Consider the following 23602-nt stretch of genomic DNA (forward strand, 5'->3'; position numbering starts at 1 on the left):
TGGCTCGTGCTGCTCTAGAGAGACTGGAGCTTCTCTTTGAGTGATTCTTTAGTGACGTTAGCCCCTACGATCTGGTCCTTTACCTCACCATCTTTGAAGAAAAGAAGAAATGGTATAGAACGTACTCCATACTTGGCCGCCAATGCCTGCGCATTGTCTACCTCCAACTTAGCCACAACAGCTTCGTCACCCATCTCATCAGCAAGCTCATCAATCAATGGTGCAATCATCTTACATGGTCCACACCACTCAGCCCAAAAATCGACCAAGACAGGTTTGCTAGAGTTGAGAACTTCTGCTTCGAAATTTTCTTCAGTTAATACTAGTGCCATGCCGGGACTATGAACCTCCCCCCTAAAAAAGCAAGAGCCGCCAGCGCATTTTCTGCATTCTGGCGGCTAATAATAATGTGTCGATTTGCTAATACCTCCCTGAATCACTCAACAAGGCCTCGCCCCCCTACATGAAGGATACGGCGATAGAAATGACTGCAAGTACAATAAGTGAAATTGGCAATGCCATAGTTGTCTCCTTTCGTTATGCTTCTATCACTACTCAGATGCGGAAAATACCGCGCCATAAGATCCGTCTTCATGCTCGTCCACCCAAATGCTTGCACGCTGGAATTGGGCAAACAAAACAAAGAGTGAAAGTAAGAAGGCTGCTACCGCCAAAATCGTCTCAGCATTGCTTGCACGCTCCGCAGAAGATTCCTCATCGACTACAGTCTGGATCGTTGGAGCCTGCTCACCTGGTCCAGCGACACCCGGCTGAGTAAGCTGCTGGGTCTGTTGAAGCTGAACGGTTGCTTTAGGTAATGGCTGGCTCGCGCTGCCAAGTGGCTGAGTTGCCAATGGAATCGTCGCTGGACCCCCAGCTGACGCTCCTACATTGAGTGGTACTGTGGGAGCTGGTGCCGCAATCTTAGGTGCCCCTGCTGCTCCCGCTAGTGGAATTGTCGGAGCTGGTGCTGGAGCCTTTGGCGCAGCTGGAGCTGGAGGAGCGCCCGCTTCTGGTGCCTTAGGCGCAGCTTCCTCTTCGTCAGATTTGTCAGCCTTTAATGTCACACGCATCGTCTCCTGCTTCAGAGGAACTGCAGATGTCACATCCGGAATGTCTGGGTTGTGGGCACTCGGTGCCTTAGCGGCCTGCGGCGCCGTGTCTGGCGTCATAGCTGTCGGCATTGGTGCTTGAGCAGCCGGTGGCGTCGGTGCTGGCGCTGCTGGCTTCGCTCCTGCAGGTGTGGACTTAAGTGTCACACGTACCGTTTCCTTGCGGAGTGGCACGGAAGAAGTTTTACGCATGTGCTGCTTGTGAAGGGGCTCAGTATCAAGCGGCTGTGTGTGGTTGTCGTTGTTGTCTTCGCTCATCCTCTGATGGGTTTCGTTAGGTGATTTGTGTAGTACTCTGATGAAGTTTTCCCCTTCATCAATAGTCTTTCAACTACTCTACACCGCCAATGCCCCCATCTGTCAAACCTGCAAACGAAATTTTTCACATTCCTGAACTATACAGACGCCTCAACAGCTGGTAATATTGCCGATTGCTCGTGTCTTATTTCCGCAATAAGCTCAAAAACTGAGGAAACACCTTGCGGAATAAGGAATTCTTCCCGCCACGAGAAAGTTGATCTCTCACTAGGCCTACCGAGTCAATGCTGTCTGCTGGAGCTGACTGCTCCACCACATTCCCTGGTGTCTCTAACTTCAGATGCACTAAATTCTCACCCTTTTCTCTGCTGATCTGTATACGCGTGTCACCAGCATCAATTTCGACAAGTCCTATAGGCGCACTAGCCTCCTCCTCAATCAACCGCGCCTCAATCGCTCCTCCATGCTGGTGTTCAAAATGGAAGCCTGTGTCTCCATCACTCTCTAACAATTCCTTTGCTGGAACCCAACCACACTGAACAGTAAACCATGCTAACAACTGTAAGCCAGGTATCCTTCCATCCCTAGATGTCGTGATGCTAAGTTTGCGGATACTCGAAATCGCTGACTGTGCAATCGGATCATCAAATAAAGAAGCAATCGCTAACCTAACGTGATAGGTACGCGTCCAAGATAGATCCTGAACCACCAACCCTTCATCTAACATTGGCCCTTCCAGCTTTGTAAATTGCTCCTCTGGGTTCTCCCACTCAGAACTATCTACTACCAAGCGGCTAATCAAGGAATAGATCCTGTCCGTAAAGCGATCAGTCAGCTCGCCCTGCCACCACATAATCAATGGCAAGTCACTCTGTAAGTGTGAAAAAATCGTATTGCGGAATCTCCCCCCGACGCGACCAGCCAAGTGGAAAGCCAACTGCTCACAACAAACTGTCTTATTTCCATTCGCTAAATTACAGTGAGCGGTGATCCAAGCCCGCATCCCAGTTTCCGGATCGTGACGGTCCACACCAATCAAAATCGCACGACAGGCATGCTCACGAGTGATCTCTCGCACCATCTCAGAGTTGCTGGCCAATGCCGACGTCTCCTCTGAATACACCGCAAAATTCATCAAAGACGCATTCGTGCGCGCCTCATCAGCCTCCCATAACCGCTTTAGCTCAACCTCAATCTGGCCGACCTCTACCTCACGCCCTAATATGCTACAATCGTTTGGTACTGTCATCCTTACTCTCCTTGGTTAGAGCCTCCTCCATGAATTGCCGTCTTGTTCCAACAAATCATCGGCTTCCTTAGGTCCCCAGCTGCCAGCAACAAATTCAGCCATCGGTGGCTTCACCTCTGACTCATGCCAAGCCCTCTCGATATGGTCGATGTACTTCCATGCCTCTTCCACCTCGTCGCGGCGCGCAAAAAGTGTGGCGTCACCAGCCATCGCATCCAAGAGCAGTCGCTCGTACGCCTCCGGGCTTCCTTTCCCAAAGCTGGTAGCATAATGGAAATCCATTTTCACCGGCTCCATGCGCAGGCTTGTCCCCGGCAACTTAGAAACCATTCTTAGAGAAATCCCTTCGTCAGGCTGAATCCGAATCACCAACACATTGCCTCCCTCATTCGCACCAGGAGTCGCGTTGAATAAAACATTCGGTGGCGACTTAAAGTGAATCGAAATCTCAGTCGCCTTCTTCGGTAATCGCTTACCCACACGTAAATAAAAAGGCACCCCGCTCCAACGCCAAGTGTCGACATGCATCCGCAACGCCACATAAGCCTCAGTCATCGACTCAGGATCCACACGGTCTTCTTCACGGTATCCAACCACTTGCTTTGCATCCACATGGCCAGCTGTGTATTGGGCTCGCACCACGTTTTGCTTGATTAACTCAGGGCTGTTGAGCTGACGCAAGGAACGTAACACCTTCACTTTTTCGTCACGTACACCATCAGCTGATAAATCTGTTGGCGGCTCCATAGCCACTAAGCTCAATAGCTGTAGCAGATGGTTCTGAACCATGTCGCGTAAAGCACCAGCCTTGTCGTAATATCCACCACGACCACCCTCCATACCGAGATGTTCCGCACAGGTGATCTGAACCTGCTCGATGTGCTTGTTATTCCACAACGGCTCAAAAATCGCATTCGCAAACCTCAAAACCATGATATTCTGCGCCGTTTCTTTCCCCAGATAATGGTCAATACGGTAGGTATCCTTCTCCGCAAAAGTATTGTTCACCACCTTGTTGAGGTGCTGAGCTGTTGCCAAATCAGTACCAAATGGCTTCTCCACAATGACACGGGCCCACGCTCCATCAGCCGCCTCACTCAAACCAACGGCCTTCAGGTTCTCTAAAATGACATCAAAAAATTCTGGCGCACTCGCTATGTAGAAAAGGCGGTTACCCACCCCACCTCGCTCACGATCAATGGCGTCCAGCCTCTCCGCCAGACGTTGGTACCCATCAATATCCGTGAATTCACTTTGGTGGTAGTGAATGCTCTCTTTATATTCTTCCCATAAGCTGGCATCGTGACCACTCCGTGAAACCTCTTTGTTGAGCTCTTCAAGACCTTCACGAAATACAGCGTCGCTCTTCTCTCTACGAGCAAAGCCAATAATCTTCACTCCATGCGGCAGCTCTCCATCCACGGCTAGGTTATAAAGGGCGGGCACCAACTTGCGGTGCGTTAAATCTCCCGTGGCCCCAAATATCACTACGGTACAGGCTTCCGCACGCGAACGTGATACCAAATCTTCTCTGAAAGGATTACTCATTGCTGCGGGCAGCATTCCCTAGGACACCCAATCCCTCAAGCCGTAAGTCTGCCAGTTTCCCATTATTTTTGCGTCAACACACTCACACTCCAGCACCCACGCAACAACGGCTTGCGATATTTCAGCATTTCTATGGCTTACTTCATCGCAGCCGAGGCAGCCTCTAAAACATTGCCTAATTCCTGTAGTGGTTCAGATAGCTGAATCAATACTTCAGGGCGGTCACTCAGCCTCTGCAGTAAATAGGCTACCTCATCCTGAACCGCTCGAATTTTTTTCTCAACGATCACACGCTGCTCCAGGGTCAACTTCTCCCCCTCAGGCACCTCGGGAATCAAAACCCCAATCGCTTGACTCATTGCCCGAATCTCCTTGCTTGCGCGCTCAGCATCAGACTTCTCTTCAACACTCCGAATCACCCCAGGTAAACCCTCTAACTCAGCTGTCATCATATCCGCCAACTCAGGAGTCGACTTCTTCCCTGAGCATGAAAAAAACAGCATACTTCCCAACACCATCACCCCCACTCTCACAAACTTCTGCATACGCATAAAACGCCTCCTAACCTTGCTCAATTAGAACAAAATCTACCAATTGCTTCTCCACATCCACTCGCTGAATGCGTACCCGAACCTTCTGACCAAGCCGCAATTCCTTCTTCGCCTTATAATTGCGATACGCCATGATGTTCTGCTCAAAATCCCAGTTCCCTCTCGGTAAAGACTCACGTTTGACCAAGCCCTTCACTGACATGTCCGTGATCTCTACAAAAAGTCCCATTCGTCTCACGTCAGTAATCAATGCCTCAAAGCTCACCTCCTTATCACTCTGAGATAAATCGTATAAATACTCCATCATCTTCATCCGCTTCGTCGCATTCTCCGCCTCCGCACTATTCCTCTCAGTGTCAGATATGTGCTGAGCGATTTCCTCTAATTTAGCGCTCTTCGGTAAGCGGTCCGGCTTCTCAGGAGGATTCACTAAAACATGCTGCAATGCACGGTGCACCACCAAGTCAGCATATCGACGAATCGGTGAAGTAAAATGGCAATAATCCATCTTCGCTAATCCATAGTGCCCCAAGCCCTCAATGCTATAGGCAGCTCGCTTTAAACTCTTCAACAACCCCAACTTGATTGACTGCTCCACGGCTTGCCCCTTCGCTTGACGCAACAATTCCTGAATGTGCTTCTTGTTCGTCAAATCCCCCACCTGAAATCCGTGAATCCTCGCTATCTCAGCAAACTCATTCAGACGGTCAGCATCTGGATCCTCATGAATCCGATGCATCGCATTCCGACGCTTCATCTTTAGCTCCACCGCCACCGCCTCATTCGCTGCTAACATGAATTCCTCAATCATCTGGTGGCTCTCATCGTAAACCAATTTCTGCACTTCAATAGGCTTCTTGCTTTGCTCATCTAACACCACCTTCACCTCAGGAAAGTCCAAATCCAACGCCCCCATATCAAAGCGACGCTTGCGCAACACATCTGCCAAGCCCCAAGCCCTACGTATCGCATCCCCGACTTCACCTCCGCCTCCCTCCTTGATAAATACCTGAGCCTCCTCGTAGGCCAACTTTGCCTTACTGTTGATCACTGCATCACAAAAATAGGCGGATGTCCTAGCCCCTGTACGGTCAAACTCCATCACCGCACACTTCGTCAAGCGATCCACATGTGGCCTCAAGCTACACACGTTATTCGATAACTTCTCTGGCAACATCGGTAAAACCCTGTCCACCAGATACGTCGAATTACCCCTTAATTCAGCCTCCTTATCCAAAGCCGTATGGGGGCGTACATAGTGAGAGACATCCGCAATATGCACCGCAAGCTTCCATCCGTCTCCCGTCTCTTCCACCAGAACTGCATCATCGTGGTCCTTCGCGTCCCCGGGGTCTACAGTCAACACCATAGCCCCTCTCCAATCCTCACGCCGTGCTATCTCCTGATCATCTATCTGCTCAGACACAGCCTCAGCCTCCTTCTGTACCTCGGGCTCAAATTCCACACGAAGCCGATGCTTGTGAATCACAGAAATAATATCCACCCCTGGAGCGCTCGGGTAGCCTATCACTTTCACGACCTTCCCCACTGGAGCTGCCTGCCGGTGCGTCCACTGAGTAATCTCTACTGCCACTATCTGTCCAGGCTTAGCCCCCCCAGCCTCCAACAAATCAATGCCCGGTGGCAATGCCTGCTCTTCCGGCTCCACATAGCAAAATTGCCCTTCCTCACGATAAAATCCTATCACAGTAGGGTTCTTGCGCTCCAATACCTTGAGAACCTTTCCCGCGGCCTCATCTTTGTGCTCCCGCTCAGGCTTCTGCTCAACCTCCTTCCCCTTCCTATCAAATCGCTTCCTTCTCCCCTTCTCCGCATACTTCTTCCACTTCGGCACCCCCACCCGCGTTACCTTCAAACTCACGATGTCTCCATCCAATGCCACCCCCATGTCCCGACAATCTACAAAAATCCGGTCGTACTTCTTTATATCAAAACCAGTCTCCACATTCCCCTCGTCCGCTAAATGCGGGAAAAACCACCCATTGCCATTCTGCTGAAACCTCAACACCCCCACCAAAACCGTTTGTGCACGCTCCCTAATCTTATAGCGACTCTTCGCCCCAATCACAATCTTCCCCTCCTTCTCCAGCTTGCTCAATAAAATCCTAAACGCCCGCCGCTCACCACTCTGAACCCCCATCTTACGAGCCAGTTCAGATTTATCCATCGGTCGGTAATTTTTCCCACCCATGAACTTGAGTAGCTGCCTGCGTAATTGATCCATATACCGACACTGCGCCATCTAACCATATCCCGCAAGATAAGTTTCTCTTGCAGCATCACATTCACTTTACTACCCTCAACGAATACACATTGTACCCACAATTTCATAAATCCCAGATTGTGAGGTTGCCGACCCAGACTTTTCCTGCCATCCATTCTCTACTTCATTTCAAACAATCCATGAAAAAACCTAATCATTCTCGTCTCGCGAAAGGCTTCTCTCTCGTCGAACTCCTCGTTGTTATTGCGATCATCGCCCTTCTTGCTGGAGCCTCCTACCCAGCTATTACCTCAATGCTTAAGAAAGCTAAAATCGAAGAAGGGAACAAAATGGCGGCTGATATTGTCTTTGCTATCGAACAATTCGAATCAAAATACGGCTACTTACCCTACACGACAGGACAAGCCCCGAACAACTATCAAGTCATTCGAACCGACGATTCTGACTTTCTCAAAGTCCTCATGGGCCAGGACACAGATATTAACCCCAATAACACGATCTTCTTCGAAGCAGATGGCGCCAAAAATGACGTCAATGGCATCATCTATTCCGGAGATGGAACCACACCTGAATCCCTCGTCGACCCTTGGGGTTCCCCATACACCATCGTCATCGACTACACCGGCGAACGTAAAATCGAATTTGGACAAGCTGGCACCCCATTTAACATATACAAAGACAAAGATGGCTCCAGCATGACGCTACGTTCTACAACAGCCGCTGTAGCATCTCCAGGACCAGATAAAGTCCACGACGATATTGACGACGTCAAATCCTGGTAAATCTAGATCATATCCCCAACAAAAACAGCGCGTGCCCCTACTGCACGTGCTTTTTTATTCCTACACCAACAATGAAAAACTCGGTCCCACTCCTTACCACTATCGGAATCGCCTGTATCGGTGGTTTCGTCCTCGCTCAAAAATCCTCAGACACTGATCCTAAGAAGCTGGTCGCAGCCAAAGCCGATAGCTCACGCGCTAAAGGAACCGCCCGTGCATGGGCACACAGCCAGTCAGATATCACTGTCGACCCAAAAATTGTATACGGATCTCTCGAGAATGGGATGCGCTACATCATCTGCAAGAGCCCACTCCCACCAAAACGAGTCAGCATGCGCCTCCATGTTGACGCAGGCTCCCTCAACGAGGCCGAAAACCAAAGAGGCGTCGCTCACTTCCTCGAGCACATGGTCTTTAATGGTACGAAACATTTCCCTGATGCCTCAAAACTCATCCCCCAAATGCAAAGACTCGGCATAGCCTTCGGAGCACACGCAAATGCCTACACCTCCTTTGATGAAACCGTCTACATGCTCGATCTCCCCAATATCGATAAAAGCACCCTCGATCTCGGCTTCGCTGTCATGGGTGACTTCGCTGACGGAGCTTTGCTAGAGAATAAAGAAATTGATGAAGAACGAGGAGTCATCGCATCCGAAAAAATCTCCCGTGACTCCGTCGGCCTCAGAATGTTTGAAAAACAATTCGCGGCCCTCTTCCCAAAGTCACTCATCCCAAATCGTCTCCCTATCGGCACGGACGAAGTGATCGCCAATGCCCCTCGTGAGCGATTCGTCGACTTCTACACGCGCTTCTACACCCCAGAAAAGATGACCTTCGTCTACGTCGGTGACCTCGATGTAGCTGAAGCCGAACAACGTATTGCTGACACATTCGGACCTATCAAAAACCCTGCTAAACCCGGAGACAAAGCAACCCTCGGAAATGTCGAAACCCCATCAGGCTTCAACACCTCCGTCTTCACCGATAAGGAACTCACCTCTACGGAACTCTCCATTCTCCACGCAAAACCACACAGCTATCAAACCGATAGTAAAGCGAAACGCCTAGAGTCACTGAAGTTCAGCGTCGCCAATGCCATCATCAATCGTCGCTTCTCCAGAATCGCAAAAGAAGAAAATACCACCATCACTTCAGGCTCCGCCTCAAGAAGTATCTTCTTCAGAGAACTAGAACTCGGTAGTATCGATGTCACTGCCCTCAACAACAATTGGCAAGCGGCACTGCCCGTCCTAGAAAACGAATTCCGCCGTGCAAAACTCTACGGCTTCACCCAATCAGAATTCAAAGAAGTCGTCGCAGGGATTATCAACGCCTACGAGCAGGCCGTAAAATCAGCACCAACGAGGAAATCAGACTCGATCGCTTCAAGCCTAGTCGAACACGCCCACTCAGACGCAGTCTACTCAACACCTGAAACTGACCTTGAGATCCTCAAACAAAACCTCGCCACACTCACCCCTAAAACCGTACACGAAACCTTTGTTAAATTCTGGAACACGGAAGATATTCACCTCATCCTAACCACCCAGAATGCTGAGGATAATGCTGAGGAAAAACTTGCTGCTCTCTTCAAGCAACAAAGCTCAGAAAAGCTCGAAGCGCCCAACGACAAAGAAGCTGCTGCTTTCGCGTACACCCAATTCGGCCAGGCCGGAAAAATCACTCAAACCTCCCACATCGAAGACCTCGATATCCACCAGTGGACCTTCGATAATGGCATCAAAGTAAATTTCAAACAAACCGACTTTGATAAAAACTCTATCAGCATGATCGCAAGCTTTGGCTCAGGAAAAGCGGGTATGCCACTCTCTAAACCAGGCTTAGACACCCTCGCAGGTGCCATCTTCTCCGCCGGTGGACTCGGCAAACACAGCAGTGATGACTTGCGTACCATCCTTGCAGGAAAAAATGTCGGGGTAGGCCTTAGCATCGGTGATAGCCACTTCTCACTCAGTGGCAGCACCACTCCAGAAGACCTAGAACTCCAATGCCAACTTCTCACTGCCTACCTCACGGACCCGGGCTTCCGCCCCGAAGCAGAACGCCAATTCAAGGCAATGCTCCCCAACCTTTACGCACAACTCAAGCACACAGAGCAGGGTCCCATGGCCGAGATGTCAGCTTGGTTCGCCGGTAACGACCCACGCTTCGTCTTCCCGACCCAGGAACAAGCACAAACCCTCAGCTCCGAAGACGTCAAATCCTGGCTCGCGCCACAACTCAACCAAAGCGCTCTAGAAATATCAGTCGTCGGTGACACCACGCCTGAGGCACTAAAAGCAGCTCTTTCCAGCACCCTTGGTGCCCTGCCTAAACGCTCAGAGCTCCAAGCGATCCCAATGGAGCAACGCACACTCACCTTGCCTGACACCCCCGCTGAGAAGTCATTCACCTTCCAAAGCGAAATCGAAAAAGCTATCGCCATCGTCCTCTGGAAAGCCGATGATGCCACCGACCGTGATATCAAAAAAATACGCCGTGCCGGCCTACTTGCCGACATTCTCGATGAACGCATGCGCGTCGAATTACGTGAAAAACTGGGTGAAGCATATAGCCCATTCGCCCGTGCCTCACTCTCCATGACCTTCAAAAACCAAGGAATGCTCATGGCCTATAGCCCCGGAAAACCCGCTAATACAACCAAGGTCGGAGACATTATCATCAAGCTCGCTCACACCCTCGCTCAAGAAGGTGCAACCCAAGATGAACTCGATCGCGTCCTCAAACCACGATTAGGTTTGTTAGAAAAATCATTGCGCCAAAATAGCTATTGGCTAGGAACAGTCATGGACCAGAGCCAAACATACCCAGATAAAATCGAAGCGGCACGTACGCGAGACGCCGATTACGCCAATGTCACTCTGGAAGAAATCAACGCGCTGGCCAAAAAATGGTGCCTGAAATCCAACAGCGCACGCATAGCCATTTCCCCAAAAAAATAGCTCCCCGAAAAACACCCAACATCCTACACCAATGAAACAATCAATCTCACTAGCTCTCGGGATCGCTGCCAGCCTTACTTTGGCTGCTCACGCCGATACCTATAAACTAAAAGACGGCAGAACCTTCGAAGGAAAAATCGCCATGGACGCAGGTGATTCCTATGTCCTTCTTGTCGAAGTCCAAAAAGGCGTCCGCGATGAAATCACCGTCAAAAAAAGTGATATCGAATCGATCACCAAAGAGGACAAATCCGGCGATGCCCTCCCTGCAATCAAAAAACTTCTCCCCACCGCAGACCTCCTCAAAGCCGCAGACTACCAATCCATCATCGATTCAAAAGTTAAACCATTCTACAAAAAGTACCCCGACTCCCCCCATACCGAAGAAGTCAAAAACATTGAATCCACCCTCAATTCCGAACTCGCGAAAGTCGAGGCCGGCTCATTCAAAGTCGATGGAAAATGGCTCGATGCCGCCGCCATCAATAGTAATAAATTCGAATTCGAAGCTGCCCAAGCTGCTAAACAATTCGAAACCCTCGCCCGTAAAGGCCAGTTCGGCTTAGCTCTCACCAAGCTGAGCACGATGGAAAAAGAGTATAAAAATACCAAACCATACCGTGACTCTCTAGACATGGCCCTGCGCTTCCTTCCGATCTATCAGAAGAAAGCTCAGGCAATCATCGACAATGCCGACGCTCTCATCGCAAAAAGAGACAAAGCTCTAGAGCGCCTGTCCGGCTCGGAAAAAAGCCGGGTAGAGCGTCTCCTCGCCGCAGAAGAAGCCAAATACCAGGCTGCACTCAAAAAGACCACCAGCGCCAAAAGTAAATGGCTCCCCCTCAATCGCTACCACCCGAAAGAGGCTAAGTCCGTCATCGCCCAAATCAAAACAGAGACCAAAAAAATCGAAAAATTAAGCACCGAAGAATTTACCGATGGTGGCGCGCTCTACCGCGAAGTCTTCAATGCCCTCGACACCAATGACCTCGATCTCGCTAAAACAAAACTGCGTGAATTTACCCGTACTCGCCCACCAGCAGAGCACAAAGACTACCTGAGTAGCCGCTACTCAGAGGCTGTCACCCAAATGAAACTCATCGAAAAACAGAAAAAAGAAGAAGCCGCCGAAGAAGCTCGCAAAGCAAAAGAAGCGGAATCTGCTCTCCCAGATGGTAACACAGATAAGACGAAAAAGGACACTCCTGCCCCCCCTGAGCAAGACTCTGGCTCCGTAAAGTCGACCATCGAAAAAAGAAACCAACTTATCGAAGAGCTCACCGACTAAACTCCACCTCAATGGCGATTTCCTAACCGAGATCGCCATTTCTTTTGGGTTGATCTTCCTGCCTTCTCACGCACACTACCCCCAGTCCTATGAGAACAGCATCACAAAAGCGCGATACCGCTGAAACAAAAATTCAGCTCAGCCTTAACATCGACGGTACAGGGAAATCCGAAATCGATACCGGCATTCCCTTCTTTGACCACATGCTCACCTTGTTCTCACGTCATGGCCTCATTAACCTCGATGCCAAGGTCGATGGTGATGTCGAAGTCGATTTCCACCACACAGTCGAAGACACCGGCATTGTCATCGGTGAATGCCTGAAAGAAGCCCTCGGCGATAAAAAAGGCATTACTCGCTACGGCCATGCCTACCTCCCCATGGATGAGACGCTCTCACGTGTGGTTGTCGACCTCTCAAATCGCCCACACCTCGAGTTCAAATTTCCTGAAGGCACCCCAGATGCCCAGAACTTCCCATTCTCACTCGTCGAAGAATTCTTCCGAGCGATTGCCGCAAATCTCCGCGCCAATATCCACGCCGAAGTCCTCTACGGTCGTGATGGCCACCACATCGCCGAATCCCTCTTCAAGGGACTCGCCCGCGCCCTCCGCATTGCCATGGAAAATGACCCACGCGTAACCGGGATTCCCAGCACCAAAGAAGTACTCTAATCGTTGCCTAAGCAACCTCACTTCTCCAAACACTCACACATAACACCACAAAGTTATGAACGTAGGAATTATCGACTATGGAGCTGGCAACCTCCAAAGTGTGCTCAATGCCTTTCACGCACTCGATGCCGATGCGAAACTCATCACCTCTCCAAGTGAACTAGATGGGCTCACCCACCTTGTCCTACCAGGTCAGGGCGAATTCGGTGACTGCTCACGTAAACTCGAAGCTTCAGGCATGACCACTCCCGTCAAGGACTGGATCGCTGCAGATAAACCATTTCTTGGCATCTGCGTCGGCTACCAGTTACTCTTCGAGGGCAGTGAAGAATCACCCTCAGCCCAAGGTCTGGGGATCTTTAAAGGTCAAAATACTAAGTTCTTAGCCGAAGACGGCCTCAAAATCCCACACATGGGCTGGAATGGCGTCACTCCCACCCAGCCAGACCACCCGATGTGGCAGGGCATGAGCAAGGAGCCCTACTTCTATTATGTCCACTCCTTCTTCCCCAAAGCGGAAGATCCAACGGTGGTCGCATGCACCACCACCTATGGCGGACAAACATTCCATGGCGCGGTCACTCGTAACAACCTCATTGCCACCCAGTTCCACCCAGAAAAATCTCAGCACGCTGGCCTCCAGTTGCTGAAAAACTTCCTCGCTCTCTAATTCCTGAGCACCCCGCGCCACTTCCCGTGGCGCATCATTCCCATTTCTAACTTACCACTTTTGACTATGTCATCTGCACTTGAACAACTTGTCGGCGGCACCGCCAAAGTCCTCTCTGAAAAAGAACTCGCTGAAAAACTTGAGCTCGGCCGCCCGCTGCGCGTCAAACTCGGCGTCGATCCCACAGCTCCTGATATCCACCTCGGTCACACCGTAGCCATCGAAAAATTGCGCCAGTTCCAGAAACTCGGCCACACCGCTGTGCTCATCATCGGCGACTTCACCGCTACTGTCGGTGACCCCACCGGACGCTCCGCTGCCCGCCCACCAATCACCCGTGAAGAGGTCCTCGCTAATGCCGAAACCTACACCACCCAAGCATTCAAAATTCTCGACCCTGAAAAAACAGAAGTCGTCTACAATGGGGATTGGTTCAATAAAATGACCTACGATCAGGTACTCAAACTCAATGGCCGCGTGACCATGCAACAAATGCTCCAGCGGGAAGACTTTAAGTCTCGAATCGCTGAAGGCAAAGAGGTCCGCCTCCATGAAATCCAGTACCCCATCATGCAGGGCTGGGATTCAGTCGTTGTCAAATCAGATGTCGAAATCGGCGGCACCGACCAACTCTTTAATATCCTCGTCGGTCGCGACCTCCAAAAAGAAGAAGGACTCCCCCAACAAGTGGTCATGCTCATGCCTCTGCTAGAAGGACTCGACGGCGTGAAAAAAATGTCAAAGTCCTCACAGAATTACGTCGGAGTATCCGAGCCAGCCCCTGAAATGGTCAATAAACTCATGAGTATCTCTGATGAACTCATGGATAAATACTACCTCATGTTGCTCGGCTCCAAACGCGATGAATCGCTCCACCCACGTGATGCAAAACTCGAACTCGCACGCCAAATCACAGCGCGCTACCATGACGGTGCCTCTGCCGCAGCAGCTGTCCAAAAATGGCTCGACCGCTCAAAAGGTGACCAAGGTGCCGGCGCAACAGAAGTTGCCCTAGCTGATTTCCCAGAGGAACTCACAGTCCTAACAATGGCTTCTAACGCATTCCAAATTGGCTTCAACCTCAAGAAATCAAATGGTGAGCTCAAAAAACAAGCAATCCTCCCTGGCGCTATCCAGCTCAATGGAGACAAGCTCACCGACCCAAATGCTGCCGTCACACCCAAAGCCGGTGACACCCTCCGTCTCTCGAAAAAACATACTGTGAAATTCTCATAAGCGAGACACACATTCTACGTTTAAGCCCCCTCTAACTTTTCCACTCAGCTACCCTCCCGGTAGCTGAGTTTTTTTAGACCATTAAGTGAGACAGAATGGGCGGAATGAACTTGCAGCATATCAAGGCGGAGTGAATGAACTCCACGTCATATGGACAACTGAATGGCTATGAGACCATTATGTAAGACGATCTGATTTACTCTGAAATCGCTTAGCGCAAACTTCACAAGACTGAACCACACTCCATGCGTCTATTCCGAGTCGAGAAATGGTATAAATTGTGTCACCTTTACCCAAGAGTACACTCAATGATTATGTTGCAGACGGCCCTTGCTTACATCCTGTTTTCCTCCCTGCTCATAGCAGCCCCATTAACACAAACTCCCATCACAAAGAGCATCCATAGCGCTGCTCTCACTCAGCATCACGCGAAACTTGGCCCCATTATCCCAGGACTCGCCCAGGGCTATGTCCCCCAGGGCCTCTGCCACAGCCCTCAACATACAAGCTTCTTTATAAGCCACTACAAAAAGGGGCATACCTCCTATGTTTCAGTAGTGCATCAAGACTCACAAAAACTCACCACCTCATTCGCCCTCCACCACCAAGACGCCAGCCCACATCGAGGCCATGTAGGAGGCATCAGTATCCATAACAATGCCCTCTACATCGCCTCTGACCAACTCATTCTTAAGTTTGAGCTGCCTCCCAAGAACCTCTGGAGACACCACACCTCATTACGAGCTAGCGCCCAATGGGCTTCCCCATCAGCTGCCTCATTTTGCTTCAGTTCCCCAAACACTCTTTTCGTCGGTGAATTTACCCACCACTCGATGTGGTCAAAGTCCTACTCCTCAAAGCTCCTCCCTAAACTGAACTCACCTACTCACCCTAACAACTCTGCAGTTCTCTGCCTCTCAAACCATAAAACACCTGACCACCCGCACACCTTCATAACCCTCCCAAGCCGCGTTCAAGGCCTCGTAATCACCCCATCACATTATATCCTCAGTCGCTCCTATGGCAGAAGAAACAATAGCTCTATAGAAATCTTCTCAAAGCCACTTACCCAACAAACAAGCCCCCAGCCCCTCCTGCACCTACTCCCCCAGAATAAAATCGCCAAGCACACTCTGCCTCCAATGTCAGAGGGCATTTGCCTCTACAAGAACCAACTCGTCGTGTTGTTCGAGTCAGCAGCTTCTCCCTACCGAAATACCACCACCCTTCCCATCGATCGACTCGTATTCCTCCCACTCAACACACTTCTCACTCCCGCCCAAAGATAGCTATTTGCACACCTTTATAGCATTTTCAACATTTCACTTAGAGACCTCCAGGAATAGCTGTACTCTTGTATCTATGCATACCACACGCAGAAATTCACTCAAACTAATCGCAGCTGGGACAACTAGCATCTTCCTGCCCTCAGCCTTACAGGCAAAAGTCGCCAAGCTTCCCAAAGCGGTTGCTTTTGGTTTAATTGCAGATCCTCACATCGGCTTTGTAGACGACGCCCCAACCCGACTTGAGGCCTTTCTTGAAACCATGAAGTCAGTGAAGCCCGATGCCCTGATCCAACTTGGCGACTTCGCAACTCCAGATGCCAAGCAACAACCCCACATCGATAAGTTCAACCAAGCCCAAGAACACACCCTCCATGTGATGGGGAACCATGACCTCGATCACAGAAAAACCAGGGAAGATGTCCTCAAATCATGGGGCATGCCCGCTACTTACTACACACAAGAAATTTCAGGCATCAAAATCATCGTGCTCGATGGAAATGAAAAAGGCTCCCCCACTCACCACACCCATGGTGGCTACCCCTCATACATTGGACCGAAACAACAAACTTGGCTAAAGAAGGAACTGAGTGACGCCACCACTCCAGTGCTCATCGTGAGCCACCAACCACTGGCGGGTGACGGCGCAGTCGATAACGCAAAAGAAATGCAGTCAATCCTCTCCTCCCATAAAGATAAAATCCTCCTCGCAATCAATGGCCATAGCCACCTGGACAGCCACCATGAAATCGATGACATCCACTACCTTCACATTAACTCAGCTTCCTACTTCTGGCTCGGTGGCAAAGTGAGACTCGCCAAGTATAAAGACCCACTCTTCACCACCTTGAGAATCAACCCCACCAAAGGCACGATCACTCTCGATGCCAAAAAATCTACCTGGCTCAAAGACATCAAAAATGTCGATGATTTGCTCACCAAGAACAAACAGAACCTCAAAGGTCGTGTCCATCCCTCAATCAGCGCTCAACACTTGACCAATATCAAAGCCCTCTAATACCATCTCTCGACTCGGAATAGACCAATGGGGCGTGGTTAAGCCCGCCCAAGAGAGCGACACAAAAAAAGCGCCCCATCACTGATGGAGCGCTTACTTATTTCAAAATTCACTTACTGAGCAGTCTCTTGGTTCAATGTCGCCTGAAAGACATCAGCCTTCGCCTGTGGAATCGGTAAATCACTCGGCTTCACCTCCAAGTCGGTCGTTCCACGAAGCGCCGCTTCAATGTCATCAACCACATCTAATTCCGGACGGAAATCTGCCGCGTGGTAAGAAGAACGCACTAATGGCCCTGAAGCCACATGACGGAAACCCTTCTTTAATGCAATCTCTTTGAGTTCCTCAAACTTCTCAGGTTTGATGTACTCCACGACTGGCAAATGCCGCGGTGTCGGGCGTAAATATTGCCCCAAAGTCAACACTGTCACATTGTGATCTAACAGGTCATCCATGGCTTTTTCAACCTCTTCCTGAGTCTCACCTAAGCCAAGCATAATACCGGATTTCACCGCCACCTTGCCCTCTACCATCTCGTGAGATTTCTTCAACACGGACAATGAGCGCCAGTACTTAGCTCGGGAGCGCACCAATGGCGTCAGCCGCTCTACAGTCTCTAAGTTGTGGTTGAAAATGTGCGGACGCGCTTCCATCACCATCTTCAGAGCCCAATCGCGATCATTAAAGTCAGGTACCAAGACCTCAATGATGATCCCTGGATTGACCGCACGTACCTCATTAATCACCTTCTTAAAGTGTTCCGCTCCCCCGTCCTTGAGATCGTCTCGTGCCACTGCTGTAATCACAACATGCTTGAGTTTCATCCGACGAGTCGCCTCAGCTACACGCTGTGGCTCGTCATCCTCCAATGGGTCAGGCCTTGCAGTCTTGACAGCGCAGAAGCCGCACGCACGCGTGCACTTCTCTCCAGCAATCATGAATGTCGCAGTTCCCTGCCCCCAGCATTCCCAACGGTTCGGACACTGCGCCTCCTCACAAACTGTCACTAGATTCAAGTCTTTAACCATCGACTTCGTGTCCCAAAATACCGGGTTATTCGGTAAACGCACTTTAATCCACGACGGCTTCTTGTCCGTGTGGAGCGTCGGGTCCATTTTCATCCTCGGTCCAGCGTTGCAGCTCATGGCGCGGAAAGTAAGCACGAATTTCCCGAAACGAAAGGCAATTTTTTACGATTCTGACACACCCACAACAAGATATGCACACCCTCACCCGCACTGTGCCAAACTCCTAACTCAATCCACTATTTCCTGCACAATCACCACCTTCCTCTCCACTTCAGAATTCTTGTTGAATCTTGAGCAACGCCAGTCCAGCATCTGCCGCATGAGTATGAACCGCAGCCACCCAAGCATGCCTCAAGGACCAAAAACCGTAGGCTCCATCGCAGATGCTAGCCTGCTCGATTACCCATACTCAGCAGACGAATGTGAAATCGTTGAATTCCGTCTCGATGGCCTCTTGCGCAATTTAGAACAAGTCCGCAATGTGCTCATTAAGCTCAAAGCCAGCCAGCTCCAGACCCTCATCACTGCGCGCTGCCAGTCAGAAGGGGGCCTCGCCCCACTCACCTCAGAGCAAAGAAGCCAGCTCATTGGTGGGCTCTCACCACTCGCAACCTTCGTCGATATCGAACTAGCGAACCTAGCTGAGATGCAGCCAGCTGCAGATCTCGCACGCACCAATGGTGCCCTCGTCGTAGCTTCATTCCATGATTTCAAGAAAACTCCCGACACCGATTTCCTCCGTGATAAAATCCGCCAAGCTGTCGATCTCGGCGCCGACATCGTTAAAATGGCAGTCCATCACAACTCGCTCGACGATATGCACCGCTGCGCCACCCTCATGCAAGAAGGACATCCAATCGGCATCTCCCTCATGGGCATGGGCACTCTCGCACCCGTCTCACGCGTCCTCTACTCTCAGCTTGGCTCATTGCTAAATTACGGGTACCTTGGCAACAAAGAAACAGCTCCTGGCCAATGGCCAGCTAGCCTACTAAGCCAAGCAATACGTACTTGTAAACCCTTCTGATGAAACCCCTCCTCTCCCTCATTACCCTCCTCCTCTCCCATTGCCTCTATGCTGAATCTACCAGCTGGCCGAAGCGCCTCCAAAATACCAGCGCACTGCCCAAGGTCATTGCACATAAGTCAGACATTCCCCCCTTCCTCTACGAAACAAAATCCTTTCGCTTCCTCTCTGATAAGAAACTCGATTACCACAAGGTCCGAGAGTTTGCAAAATCTGCCGAGTCGGTCCCGGCTGCCATCAAGCGAATCCCCCTCCCACTCCTGCAACTCCCTCAGTCAAGTGATGCCCAAAAGCCCGCTATCCACATTTTCAGTGACCTAGAAAACTACACTCGTGCGGGCGGTGTTGCGAACTCGGCTGGATATTACTCAGGTCGCCAAAAAGCAGTCTTCCTCAGGGCCGACCAGTTCATCGACCTCCCACAAGGCCGTAGCGTGAATTATAAATTGCTCGTCCACGAGCTGAGCCACCTCTGCAATGATGGCTTCATCGGATACACCCCAGCATGGTTCTACGAGGGAAACGCCGAATACTTCTCAGCGGCCTTCATTCCAAAAGGGTCCTACCAGTTTGAAAATATGACCGACCGAGTCAAAAACCATATCAAACAACACCTCAACCAATCGTCCTCCATCTCAGTACCACCACTCAAACAATTGCTCACTATGAGCTCGTCCGATTGGCGCGAGTTCAATGCCCTCAGAGAACCAGAACAAGTCTACCACCTCTACGCCATCTCACTCATCCTCACCCATCACTTCTACCATCAAACATCCAATGGAAGGTCCGAAATCAAATCCTGGCTAGCCGCATGCCAAAAACGTTCCCGCCACTCAGATCCATTCCCCCAGCTCATCGCTGAAAACCAACTCTCCCCCCTAGAAACCCAACTCACCAACTTTTGGAAATCAAAAGGGATAAAAATCGCTTTTCAATAGCATTTCCCACACCACCCTGTCCCCGCGATAGACAGGATAAAACTCCAACGTTATCTCAATAGTATCACCAAACGATATACCCAATTGTAACATGGATCGACGTAACTTTATCAAACTCAGTGCCAGTATCGGCTCACTTACCCCAGCACTCACCCTTGCTGAAAAGGCTCAGCCAGCTTCCGCAAAAATCGCAGCTTCTCACCCCGTTCTCATGGCGCCACGTGAAGATTCCATCTCGGCAGTCTGGCGCACCACGACTCGAGCCAAAGGCTACGTAGAATATGGCACAGCCCCTGATAAACTAGACCAGCGTGCCGATGGCGACAACTGGGGCATGCGTCCCTCTGGTGACAATCACCTCAAAGTCAAACTTCACCACCTCACACCAAATACCACATACTACTTCCGTGCCGTTACCGAAACCTTTGACCGTAAAACTCCAACAGTCGAACACGGTGAAGTACGTTCCTTCAAAACTCTCTCCTCTAACAACCCTTCCTGCCACTTCTCCATTTGGAATGATACCCACAAAAAAGAAGAAACTCTCAAAACTCTCTTCGAGAAAACTCCCAAAGAAAGCGAGTTTATGCTCTGGAATGGAGACATCTCCAACGATTGGTACCAAGCCGATGACATCCCTAACTCAGTACTATGTCCCGCAGGCCAATCATTCCCCTTCCCCATCATTCCACTCCGCGGAAATCATGACCTCAGAGGTAACTACGCTGGTGATTTCCAAGACTTTGTGAGCTCGCCTGAAGACCTCCCCTGGTCCGCATTCCGTGTGGGCCCAGTAGCACTTATCTGTCTCGATACAGGAGAAGATAAAGACGACGACCACCCCTACCTCTTCGGACGTGTCTCATGCCATGACATGCGCGTCGCTCAAGCGAAATGGCTCGAGCAAATCATCGAACAACCAACATTCAAGAACGCCCCATACCGCCTCGTCTGTTGCCATATCCCTCTGCGTTGGACCGATGAAACCACCGACAAAGGATACGACTGGTTCAGCAAGCGCAGCCGCATCCTCTGGCACGACAGTCTCACCAAATGGGGGGCTCAGGCAATCATTTCAGGCCATACCCACCGCCCAGCTCTGATTCCTGCCACAGAAACCTTCCCCTATGCGCAGCTCGTCGGCGGCGGTCCCCAACTCGACCGTGCCACACTCATATCCTGCATCGCAGATGATAAAAAACTCCACCTGCATTCGCAGTCACTCACCGGAGAGACTATTCACTCACTAGAACTACAACCCTGTTAGCCTCGTCCTCCCCAACTTTCCATTTGCTAGAAGGCTCACTTCTTCACCACCTTCACTGGGGCGTCGGGTAGAGCCTTCAAAAACGTCTTTCCATATCGTTTCGTAACAACACGGTTATCTAAAATCACCACTACCCCCTTATCCTTCTCTGAGCGAATCAATCGCCCAACCCCTTGACGTAACTTAATCACTGCCTCTGGTACTGAATAGTCCATAAAGGCATTCCCCCCCTCAGCTTCTATCGCCTCAATCTTCGATTGAACCACCGGGTGGTCAGGAACAGAAAAAGGCAAACGCGTCACAATCACATTGCTCAGAGCTTCACCCGGTACGTCCACACCTGCCCAAAAACTATCCGTTCCAAATAACACGCTGTGCACGTCATTTCGGAAAATTTCCACCATCTTATGCCGAGGTGTCCCATCCCCCTGAACTAACAGCCTCCAGCCCATCTCATCAAAATAATCCTCCATCGCGTCGGCCACATTGCGCATCACCTTGTAACTTGTAAAAAGAACAAATGCCTTGCCCTCGGTGTACTTTAGAACCCTCTCAATCCAATGCACTAACGATGCTTCATATTTGTCCGTGCCTGGATCTGGCATCGCTTGCATCACATACACTTCCATCTGCTTCTGATAGTCAAATGGGCTACCGATCTGCACAGCTTTAGCATGCTCGGCCCCAACCCGCCGCCTGAAGTAGCTCATGTCTTCCTCACCTGCACTCAAAGTCGCACTCGTCAGCACGCATGTGCGCCCCTTACCAAACATCACTTCCCTCAATCTGTCCGCGACATTGATCGGTGCTGAACGCAAACTTAAAACATCTCCATCACGTCCCCCCTTCTCTACCCAATACACACTCTCCTCATCAGTCTGGTCTAAAAACAAACGCAGAGTTCCATGCATTTCCCTCAATCTCCGCGCCCCATCCATCAGTTCTTTACGAGTTGCTGATTCCTTATCTAACTTCTCTGCCTCATTCTCAATGATGTTCCATAGCTTGCGCAAAGGCTCCGCCAGAGTATTATCAACAATATCAGCTTCTCTCACCCTCGATTCTTTCGAATATTGACCGAATTGTATCGACTCAGCCAGTTCATCAAAAAAATCTTGAGCTCGTTCTAACAAGTCCTCCGCAGCCTGAATACCTTCTCCACTCCTCAGTTGCTTCAAGAGCCCTTTCTTGTTCCTTGGGTTATACAACCTAGAAACATCAAACCTCAATCCGGACTGACTCATCCTCAACCCCAGCTGATTTGCTGCAATGTCTTCCAATGTGTGAGCCTCATCAAAAATTACAAAATCATTCGCAAAGATATATCCCTTGTCACGCTCGTCCCTCTCTTCCATCACTGAATCTAAAAGAGAGAAAAATAAGGTGTGATTGACAACTACCACGTCCGCTTTCTCGACGCGTCGTCTCGCTTTCTGATAAAAACAATTCCCACGCGTCCCACATGTCCTCGGCGTACAAATATGAGCCTCACTGCAGACCTGACTCCACACCTTAGGACTCGGCCTAAAATCTAACTCACTAAGTGTGCCGTCTTTGGTCCCTTCAGCCCACTCCCAAATCTCTTTGAGCTCTTCTACCTCACTACTAGTAAATAAATCCCCCTTAGAATCCATTGCTATACGTAGACGTAAAGGACACACGTAATTCTGACGTCCCTTAAGTAATACCGCGTCAAAGTCCTCCCCCAATAACTTCCTAACAATGGGAATATCCTTTCCCGTAAGTTGCTCCTGCAAGTTAATCGTATGCGTCGATAACACAGCCTTCCGACCACTCGCCAATGCAAACTTCACCGCTGGTATTAAGTAAGCCAAAGACTTACCAACACCCGTTCCAGCCTCAACGGTCAGCACCCTCGATTCCTCCAAAGCCTTCGCAACTTCCACCGCCATTTCCTGCTGCTGAGATCGATACGCAAAATCAGGTGACTTGGACAACAATCCGTGCTCAGAAAAGATACCCTCAACCTCATCAGCGAGCCCTCGCACTGGGCTATTTCCTCCTTCTACAAATGCTATCATCTCCTTCAAACAAAACTACGCGATTCCCCGCTCACCTGCAATCCTTAGATCACCACATACTTCTAACCAACTCCCACTCATTCGCGACACAAAAAAAGCCCGCTTCCAGCGTTAGCTAGAAGCGGGCATATAACCTGGCGACGACCTACTCTCACAGGACCTATCGTCCAACTACCATCGGCGCTAAAGTGTTTCACTTCCGGGTTCGGAACGGGACCGGGTGGTTCCACTCTGCTATGGTCACCAGAGGTCGGACTGCGTCCTTAAGTTGGCCACTTAGCTGTGTTCAGTCTTCAAACTGAGTCACTTGCCTTCGACAATTTCTTAAGTTCAGCACGACCTCTACCGACCCTAGCGTGTTGCTTTTGGTTCAGTAAATCTGCTTCGGTTATTTAAAAGAGCTTTGAGTTAGTTGTT

General features: G+C 50.3%; 19 protein-coding genes and 1 rRNA gene. 11 read left to right on the top strand and 9 right to left on the bottom strand.

Annotation, left to right across the window (positions count from 1 at the left end; all coding sequences use genetic code 11):
- Positions 1-14 precede the first annotated feature (14 nt).
- The 6 genes from trxA to rnr form a co-directional block, all read right to left on the bottom strand.
- Positions 15-332, bottom strand: coding sequence for a thioredoxin (gene trxA / locus ACFSW8_RS06140; RefSeq protein WP_377089074.1), 318 nt, complete (start codon positions 330-332; stop codon positions 15-17).
- A gap of 219 nt (positions 333-551) precedes the next feature.
- On the bottom strand, positions 552-1370 hold the full coding sequence (locus tag ACFSW8_RS06145; RefSeq protein WP_377089072.1) for a hypothetical protein: 819 nt from the start codon (positions 1368-1370) through the stop codon (positions 552-554).
- Positions 1371-1554: 184 nt separating this feature from the next.
- Positions 1555-2619: a glucose-6-phosphate dehydrogenase assembly protein OpcA gene (locus tag ACFSW8_RS06150; RefSeq protein WP_377089071.1), complete on the bottom strand. Its 1065-nt coding sequence runs from the start codon at positions 2617-2619 to the stop codon at positions 1555-1557.
- Between the two features lie 15 nt (positions 2620-2634).
- Complete coding sequence (gene zwf, locus ACFSW8_RS06155) at positions 2635-4167, bottom strand: glucose-6-phosphate dehydrogenase (RefSeq protein WP_377177733.1); 1533 nt, start codon at positions 4165-4167, stop codon at positions 2635-2637.
- A gap of 137 nt (positions 4168-4304) precedes the next feature.
- Positions 4305-4712: a hypothetical protein gene (locus ACFSW8_RS06160; RefSeq protein WP_377177735.1), complete on the bottom strand. Its 408-nt coding sequence runs from the start codon at positions 4710-4712 to the stop codon at positions 4305-4307.
- Between the two features lie 16 nt (positions 4713-4728).
- Positions 4729-6963, bottom strand: a complete 2235-nt coding sequence (rnr, locus tag ACFSW8_RS06165) for a ribonuclease R (RefSeq protein WP_377089067.1) — start codon at positions 6961-6963, stop codon at positions 4729-4731.
- 179 nt (positions 6964-7142) lie between these two features.
- Between rnr and ACFSW8_RS06170 the strand changes: the two genes are divergently transcribed.
- The 8 genes from ACFSW8_RS06170 to ACFSW8_RS06205 all read left to right on the top strand — a co-directional run bounded on the left by ACFSW8_RS06170 (position 7143) and on the right by ACFSW8_RS06205 (position 16883).
- Positions 7143-7745: a type II secretion system protein gene (locus ACFSW8_RS06170; RefSeq protein WP_377177737.1), complete on the top strand. Its 603-nt coding sequence runs from the start codon at positions 7143-7145 to the stop codon at positions 7743-7745.
- A 71-nt stretch (positions 7746-7816) separates the two neighbouring features.
- Positions 7817-10711: a M16 family metallopeptidase gene (locus ACFSW8_RS06175; protein ID WP_377089065.1), complete on the top strand. Its 2895-nt coding sequence runs from the start codon at positions 7817-7819 to the stop codon at positions 10709-10711.
- Positions 10712-10742: 31 nt separating this feature from the next.
- The gene (locus ACFSW8_RS06180; protein WP_377089064.1) at positions 10743-11999 is read left to right on the top strand and encodes a PTPDL family protein; all 1257 of its coding nucleotides are present in this window, start codon (positions 10743-10745) and stop codon (positions 11997-11999) included.
- An 89-nt stretch (positions 12000-12088) separates the two neighbouring features.
- Positions 12089-12673, top strand: a complete 585-nt coding sequence (gene hisB / locus ACFSW8_RS06185) for an imidazoleglycerol-phosphate dehydratase HisB (RefSeq protein WP_377089063.1) — start codon at positions 12089-12091, stop codon at positions 12671-12673.
- 55 nt (positions 12674-12728) lie between these two features.
- On the top strand, positions 12729-13343 hold the full coding sequence (gene hisH, locus ACFSW8_RS06190; protein ID WP_377089062.1) for an imidazole glycerol phosphate synthase subunit HisH: 615 nt from the start codon (positions 12729-12731) through the stop codon (positions 13341-13343).
- A gap of 66 nt (positions 13344-13409) precedes the next feature.
- The gene (tyrS, locus tag ACFSW8_RS06195; RefSeq protein ID WP_377089061.1) at positions 13410-14579 is read left to right on the top strand and encodes a tyrosine--tRNA ligase; all 1170 of its coding nucleotides are present in this window, start codon (positions 13410-13412) and stop codon (positions 14577-14579) included.
- Between the two features lie 314 nt (positions 14580-14893).
- Positions 14894-15868: a hypothetical protein gene (locus tag ACFSW8_RS06200; protein WP_377089059.1), complete on the top strand. Its 975-nt coding sequence runs from the start codon at positions 14894-14896 to the stop codon at positions 15866-15868.
- A 73-nt stretch (positions 15869-15941) separates the two neighbouring features.
- A complete protein-coding gene (locus ACFSW8_RS06205) occupies positions 15942-16883 on the top strand; it encodes a metallophosphoesterase family protein (RefSeq protein WP_377089058.1) in 942 nt (313 codons plus the stop codon).
- A 113-nt stretch (positions 16884-16996) separates the two neighbouring features.
- Here ACFSW8_RS06205 and lipA read toward each other — a convergent pair whose 3' ends face one another.
- Complete coding sequence (lipA, locus tag ACFSW8_RS06210; protein WP_377091461.1) at positions 16997-18028, bottom strand: lipoyl synthase; 1032 nt, start codon at positions 18026-18028, stop codon at positions 16997-16999.
- Between lipA and ACFSW8_RS06215 the strand changes: the two genes are divergently transcribed.
- The 3 genes from ACFSW8_RS06215 (at position 18027) to ACFSW8_RS06225 (ending at position 21143) form a co-directional block, all read left to right on the top strand.
- A complete protein-coding gene (locus ACFSW8_RS06215; protein WP_377089057.1) occupies positions 18027-18938 on the top strand; it encodes a type I 3-dehydroquinate dehydratase in 912 nt (303 codons plus the stop codon). The genes lipA and ACFSW8_RS06215 overlap by 2 nt on opposite strands.
- A complete protein-coding gene (locus tag ACFSW8_RS06220; protein ID WP_377089056.1) occupies positions 18938-19876 on the top strand; it encodes a hypothetical protein in 939 nt (312 codons plus the stop codon). The genes ACFSW8_RS06215 and ACFSW8_RS06220 overlap by 1 nt, the downstream gene beginning before the upstream one ends.
- 91 nt (positions 19877-19967) lie before the next feature.
- The gene (locus tag ACFSW8_RS06225; RefSeq protein WP_377089055.1) at positions 19968-21143 is read left to right on the top strand and encodes a purple acid phosphatase family protein; all 1176 of its coding nucleotides are present in this window, start codon (positions 19968-19970) and stop codon (positions 21141-21143) included.
- 35 nt (positions 21144-21178) lie between these two features.
- Here ACFSW8_RS06225 and ACFSW8_RS06230 read toward each other — a convergent pair whose 3' ends face one another.
- Complete coding sequence (locus ACFSW8_RS06230; protein ID WP_377177739.1) at positions 21179-23185, bottom strand: ATP-dependent DNA helicase; 2007 nt, start codon at positions 23183-23185, stop codon at positions 21179-21181.
- 132 nt (positions 23186-23317) lie between these two features.
- Positions 23318-23433 (bottom strand): 5S ribosomal RNA (rrf, locus tag ACFSW8_RS06235).
- Positions 23434-23602: the final 169 nt, after the last annotated feature.

The sequence above is a fragment of the Rubritalea tangerina genome, from assembly GCF_042683245.1.
Classification (GTDB): domain Bacteria; phylum Verrucomicrobiota; class Verrucomicrobiia; order Verrucomicrobiales; family Akkermansiaceae; genus Rubritalea; species Rubritalea tangerina.

What these genes read in the sequence shown, in the direction of transcription:
- trxA (WP_377089074.1), bottom strand. Translation starts at nt 332, where the DNA reads ATGGCACTAGTATTAACTGAAGAAAATTTCGAAGCAGAAGTTCTCAAC.
- ACFSW8_RS06145 (WP_377089072.1), bottom strand. Translation starts at nt 1,370, where the DNA reads ATGAGCGAAGACAACAACGACAACCACACACAGCCGCTTGATACTGAG.
- ACFSW8_RS06150 (WP_377089071.1), bottom strand. Translation starts at nt 2,619, where the DNA reads ATGACAGTACCAAACGATTGTAGCATATTAGGGCGTGAGGTAGAGGTC.
- zwf (WP_377177733.1), bottom strand. Translation starts at nt 4,167, where the DNA reads ATGAGTAATCCTTTCAGAGAAGATTTGGTATCACGTTCGCGTGCGGAA.
- ACFSW8_RS06160 (WP_377177735.1), bottom strand. Translation starts at nt 4,712, where the DNA reads ATGCAGAAGTTTGTGAGAGTGGGGGTGATGGTGTTGGGAAGTATGCTG.
- rnr (WP_377089067.1), bottom strand. Translation starts at nt 6,963, where the DNA reads ATGGATCAATTACGCAGGCAGCTACTCAAGTTCATGGGTGGGAAAAAT.
- ACFSW8_RS06170 (WP_377177737.1), top strand. Translation starts at nt 7,143, where the DNA reads ATGAAAAAACCTAATCATTCTCGTCTCGCGAAAGGCTTCTCTCTCGTC.
- ACFSW8_RS06175 (WP_377089065.1), top strand. Translation starts at nt 7,817, where the DNA reads ATGAAAAACTCGGTCCCACTCCTTACCACTATCGGAATCGCCTGTATC.
- ACFSW8_RS06180 (WP_377089064.1), top strand. Translation starts at nt 10,743, where the DNA reads ATGAAACAATCAATCTCACTAGCTCTCGGGATCGCTGCCAGCCTTACT.
- hisB (WP_377089063.1), top strand. Translation starts at nt 12,089, where the DNA reads ATGAGAACAGCATCACAAAAGCGCGATACCGCTGAAACAAAAATTCAG.
- hisH (WP_377089062.1), top strand. Translation starts at nt 12,729, where the DNA reads ATGAACGTAGGAATTATCGACTATGGAGCTGGCAACCTCCAAAGTGTG.
- tyrS (WP_377089061.1), top strand. Translation starts at nt 13,410, where the DNA reads ATGTCATCTGCACTTGAACAACTTGTCGGCGGCACCGCCAAAGTCCTC.
- ACFSW8_RS06200 (WP_377089059.1), top strand. Translation starts at nt 14,894, where the DNA reads ATGTTGCAGACGGCCCTTGCTTACATCCTGTTTTCCTCCCTGCTCATA.
- ACFSW8_RS06205 (WP_377089058.1), top strand. Translation starts at nt 15,942, where the DNA reads ATGCATACCACACGCAGAAATTCACTCAAACTAATCGCAGCTGGGACA.
- ACFSW8_RS06215 (WP_377089057.1), top strand. Translation starts at nt 18,027, where the DNA reads ATGGCGCGGAAAGTAAGCACGAATTTCCCGAAACGAAAGGCAATTTTT.
- lipA (WP_377091461.1), bottom strand. Translation starts at nt 18,028, where the DNA reads ATGAGCTGCAACGCTGGACCGAGGATGAAAATGGACCCGACGCTCCAC.
- ACFSW8_RS06220 (WP_377089056.1), top strand. Translation starts at nt 18,938, where the DNA reads ATGAAACCCCTCCTCTCCCTCATTACCCTCCTCCTCTCCCATTGCCTC.
- ACFSW8_RS06225 (WP_377089055.1), top strand. Translation starts at nt 19,968, where the DNA reads ATGGATCGACGTAACTTTATCAAACTCAGTGCCAGTATCGGCTCACTT.
- ACFSW8_RS06230 (WP_377177739.1), bottom strand. Translation starts at nt 23,185, where the DNA reads ATGATAGCATTTGTAGAAGGAGGAAATAGCCCAGTGCGAGGGCTCGCT.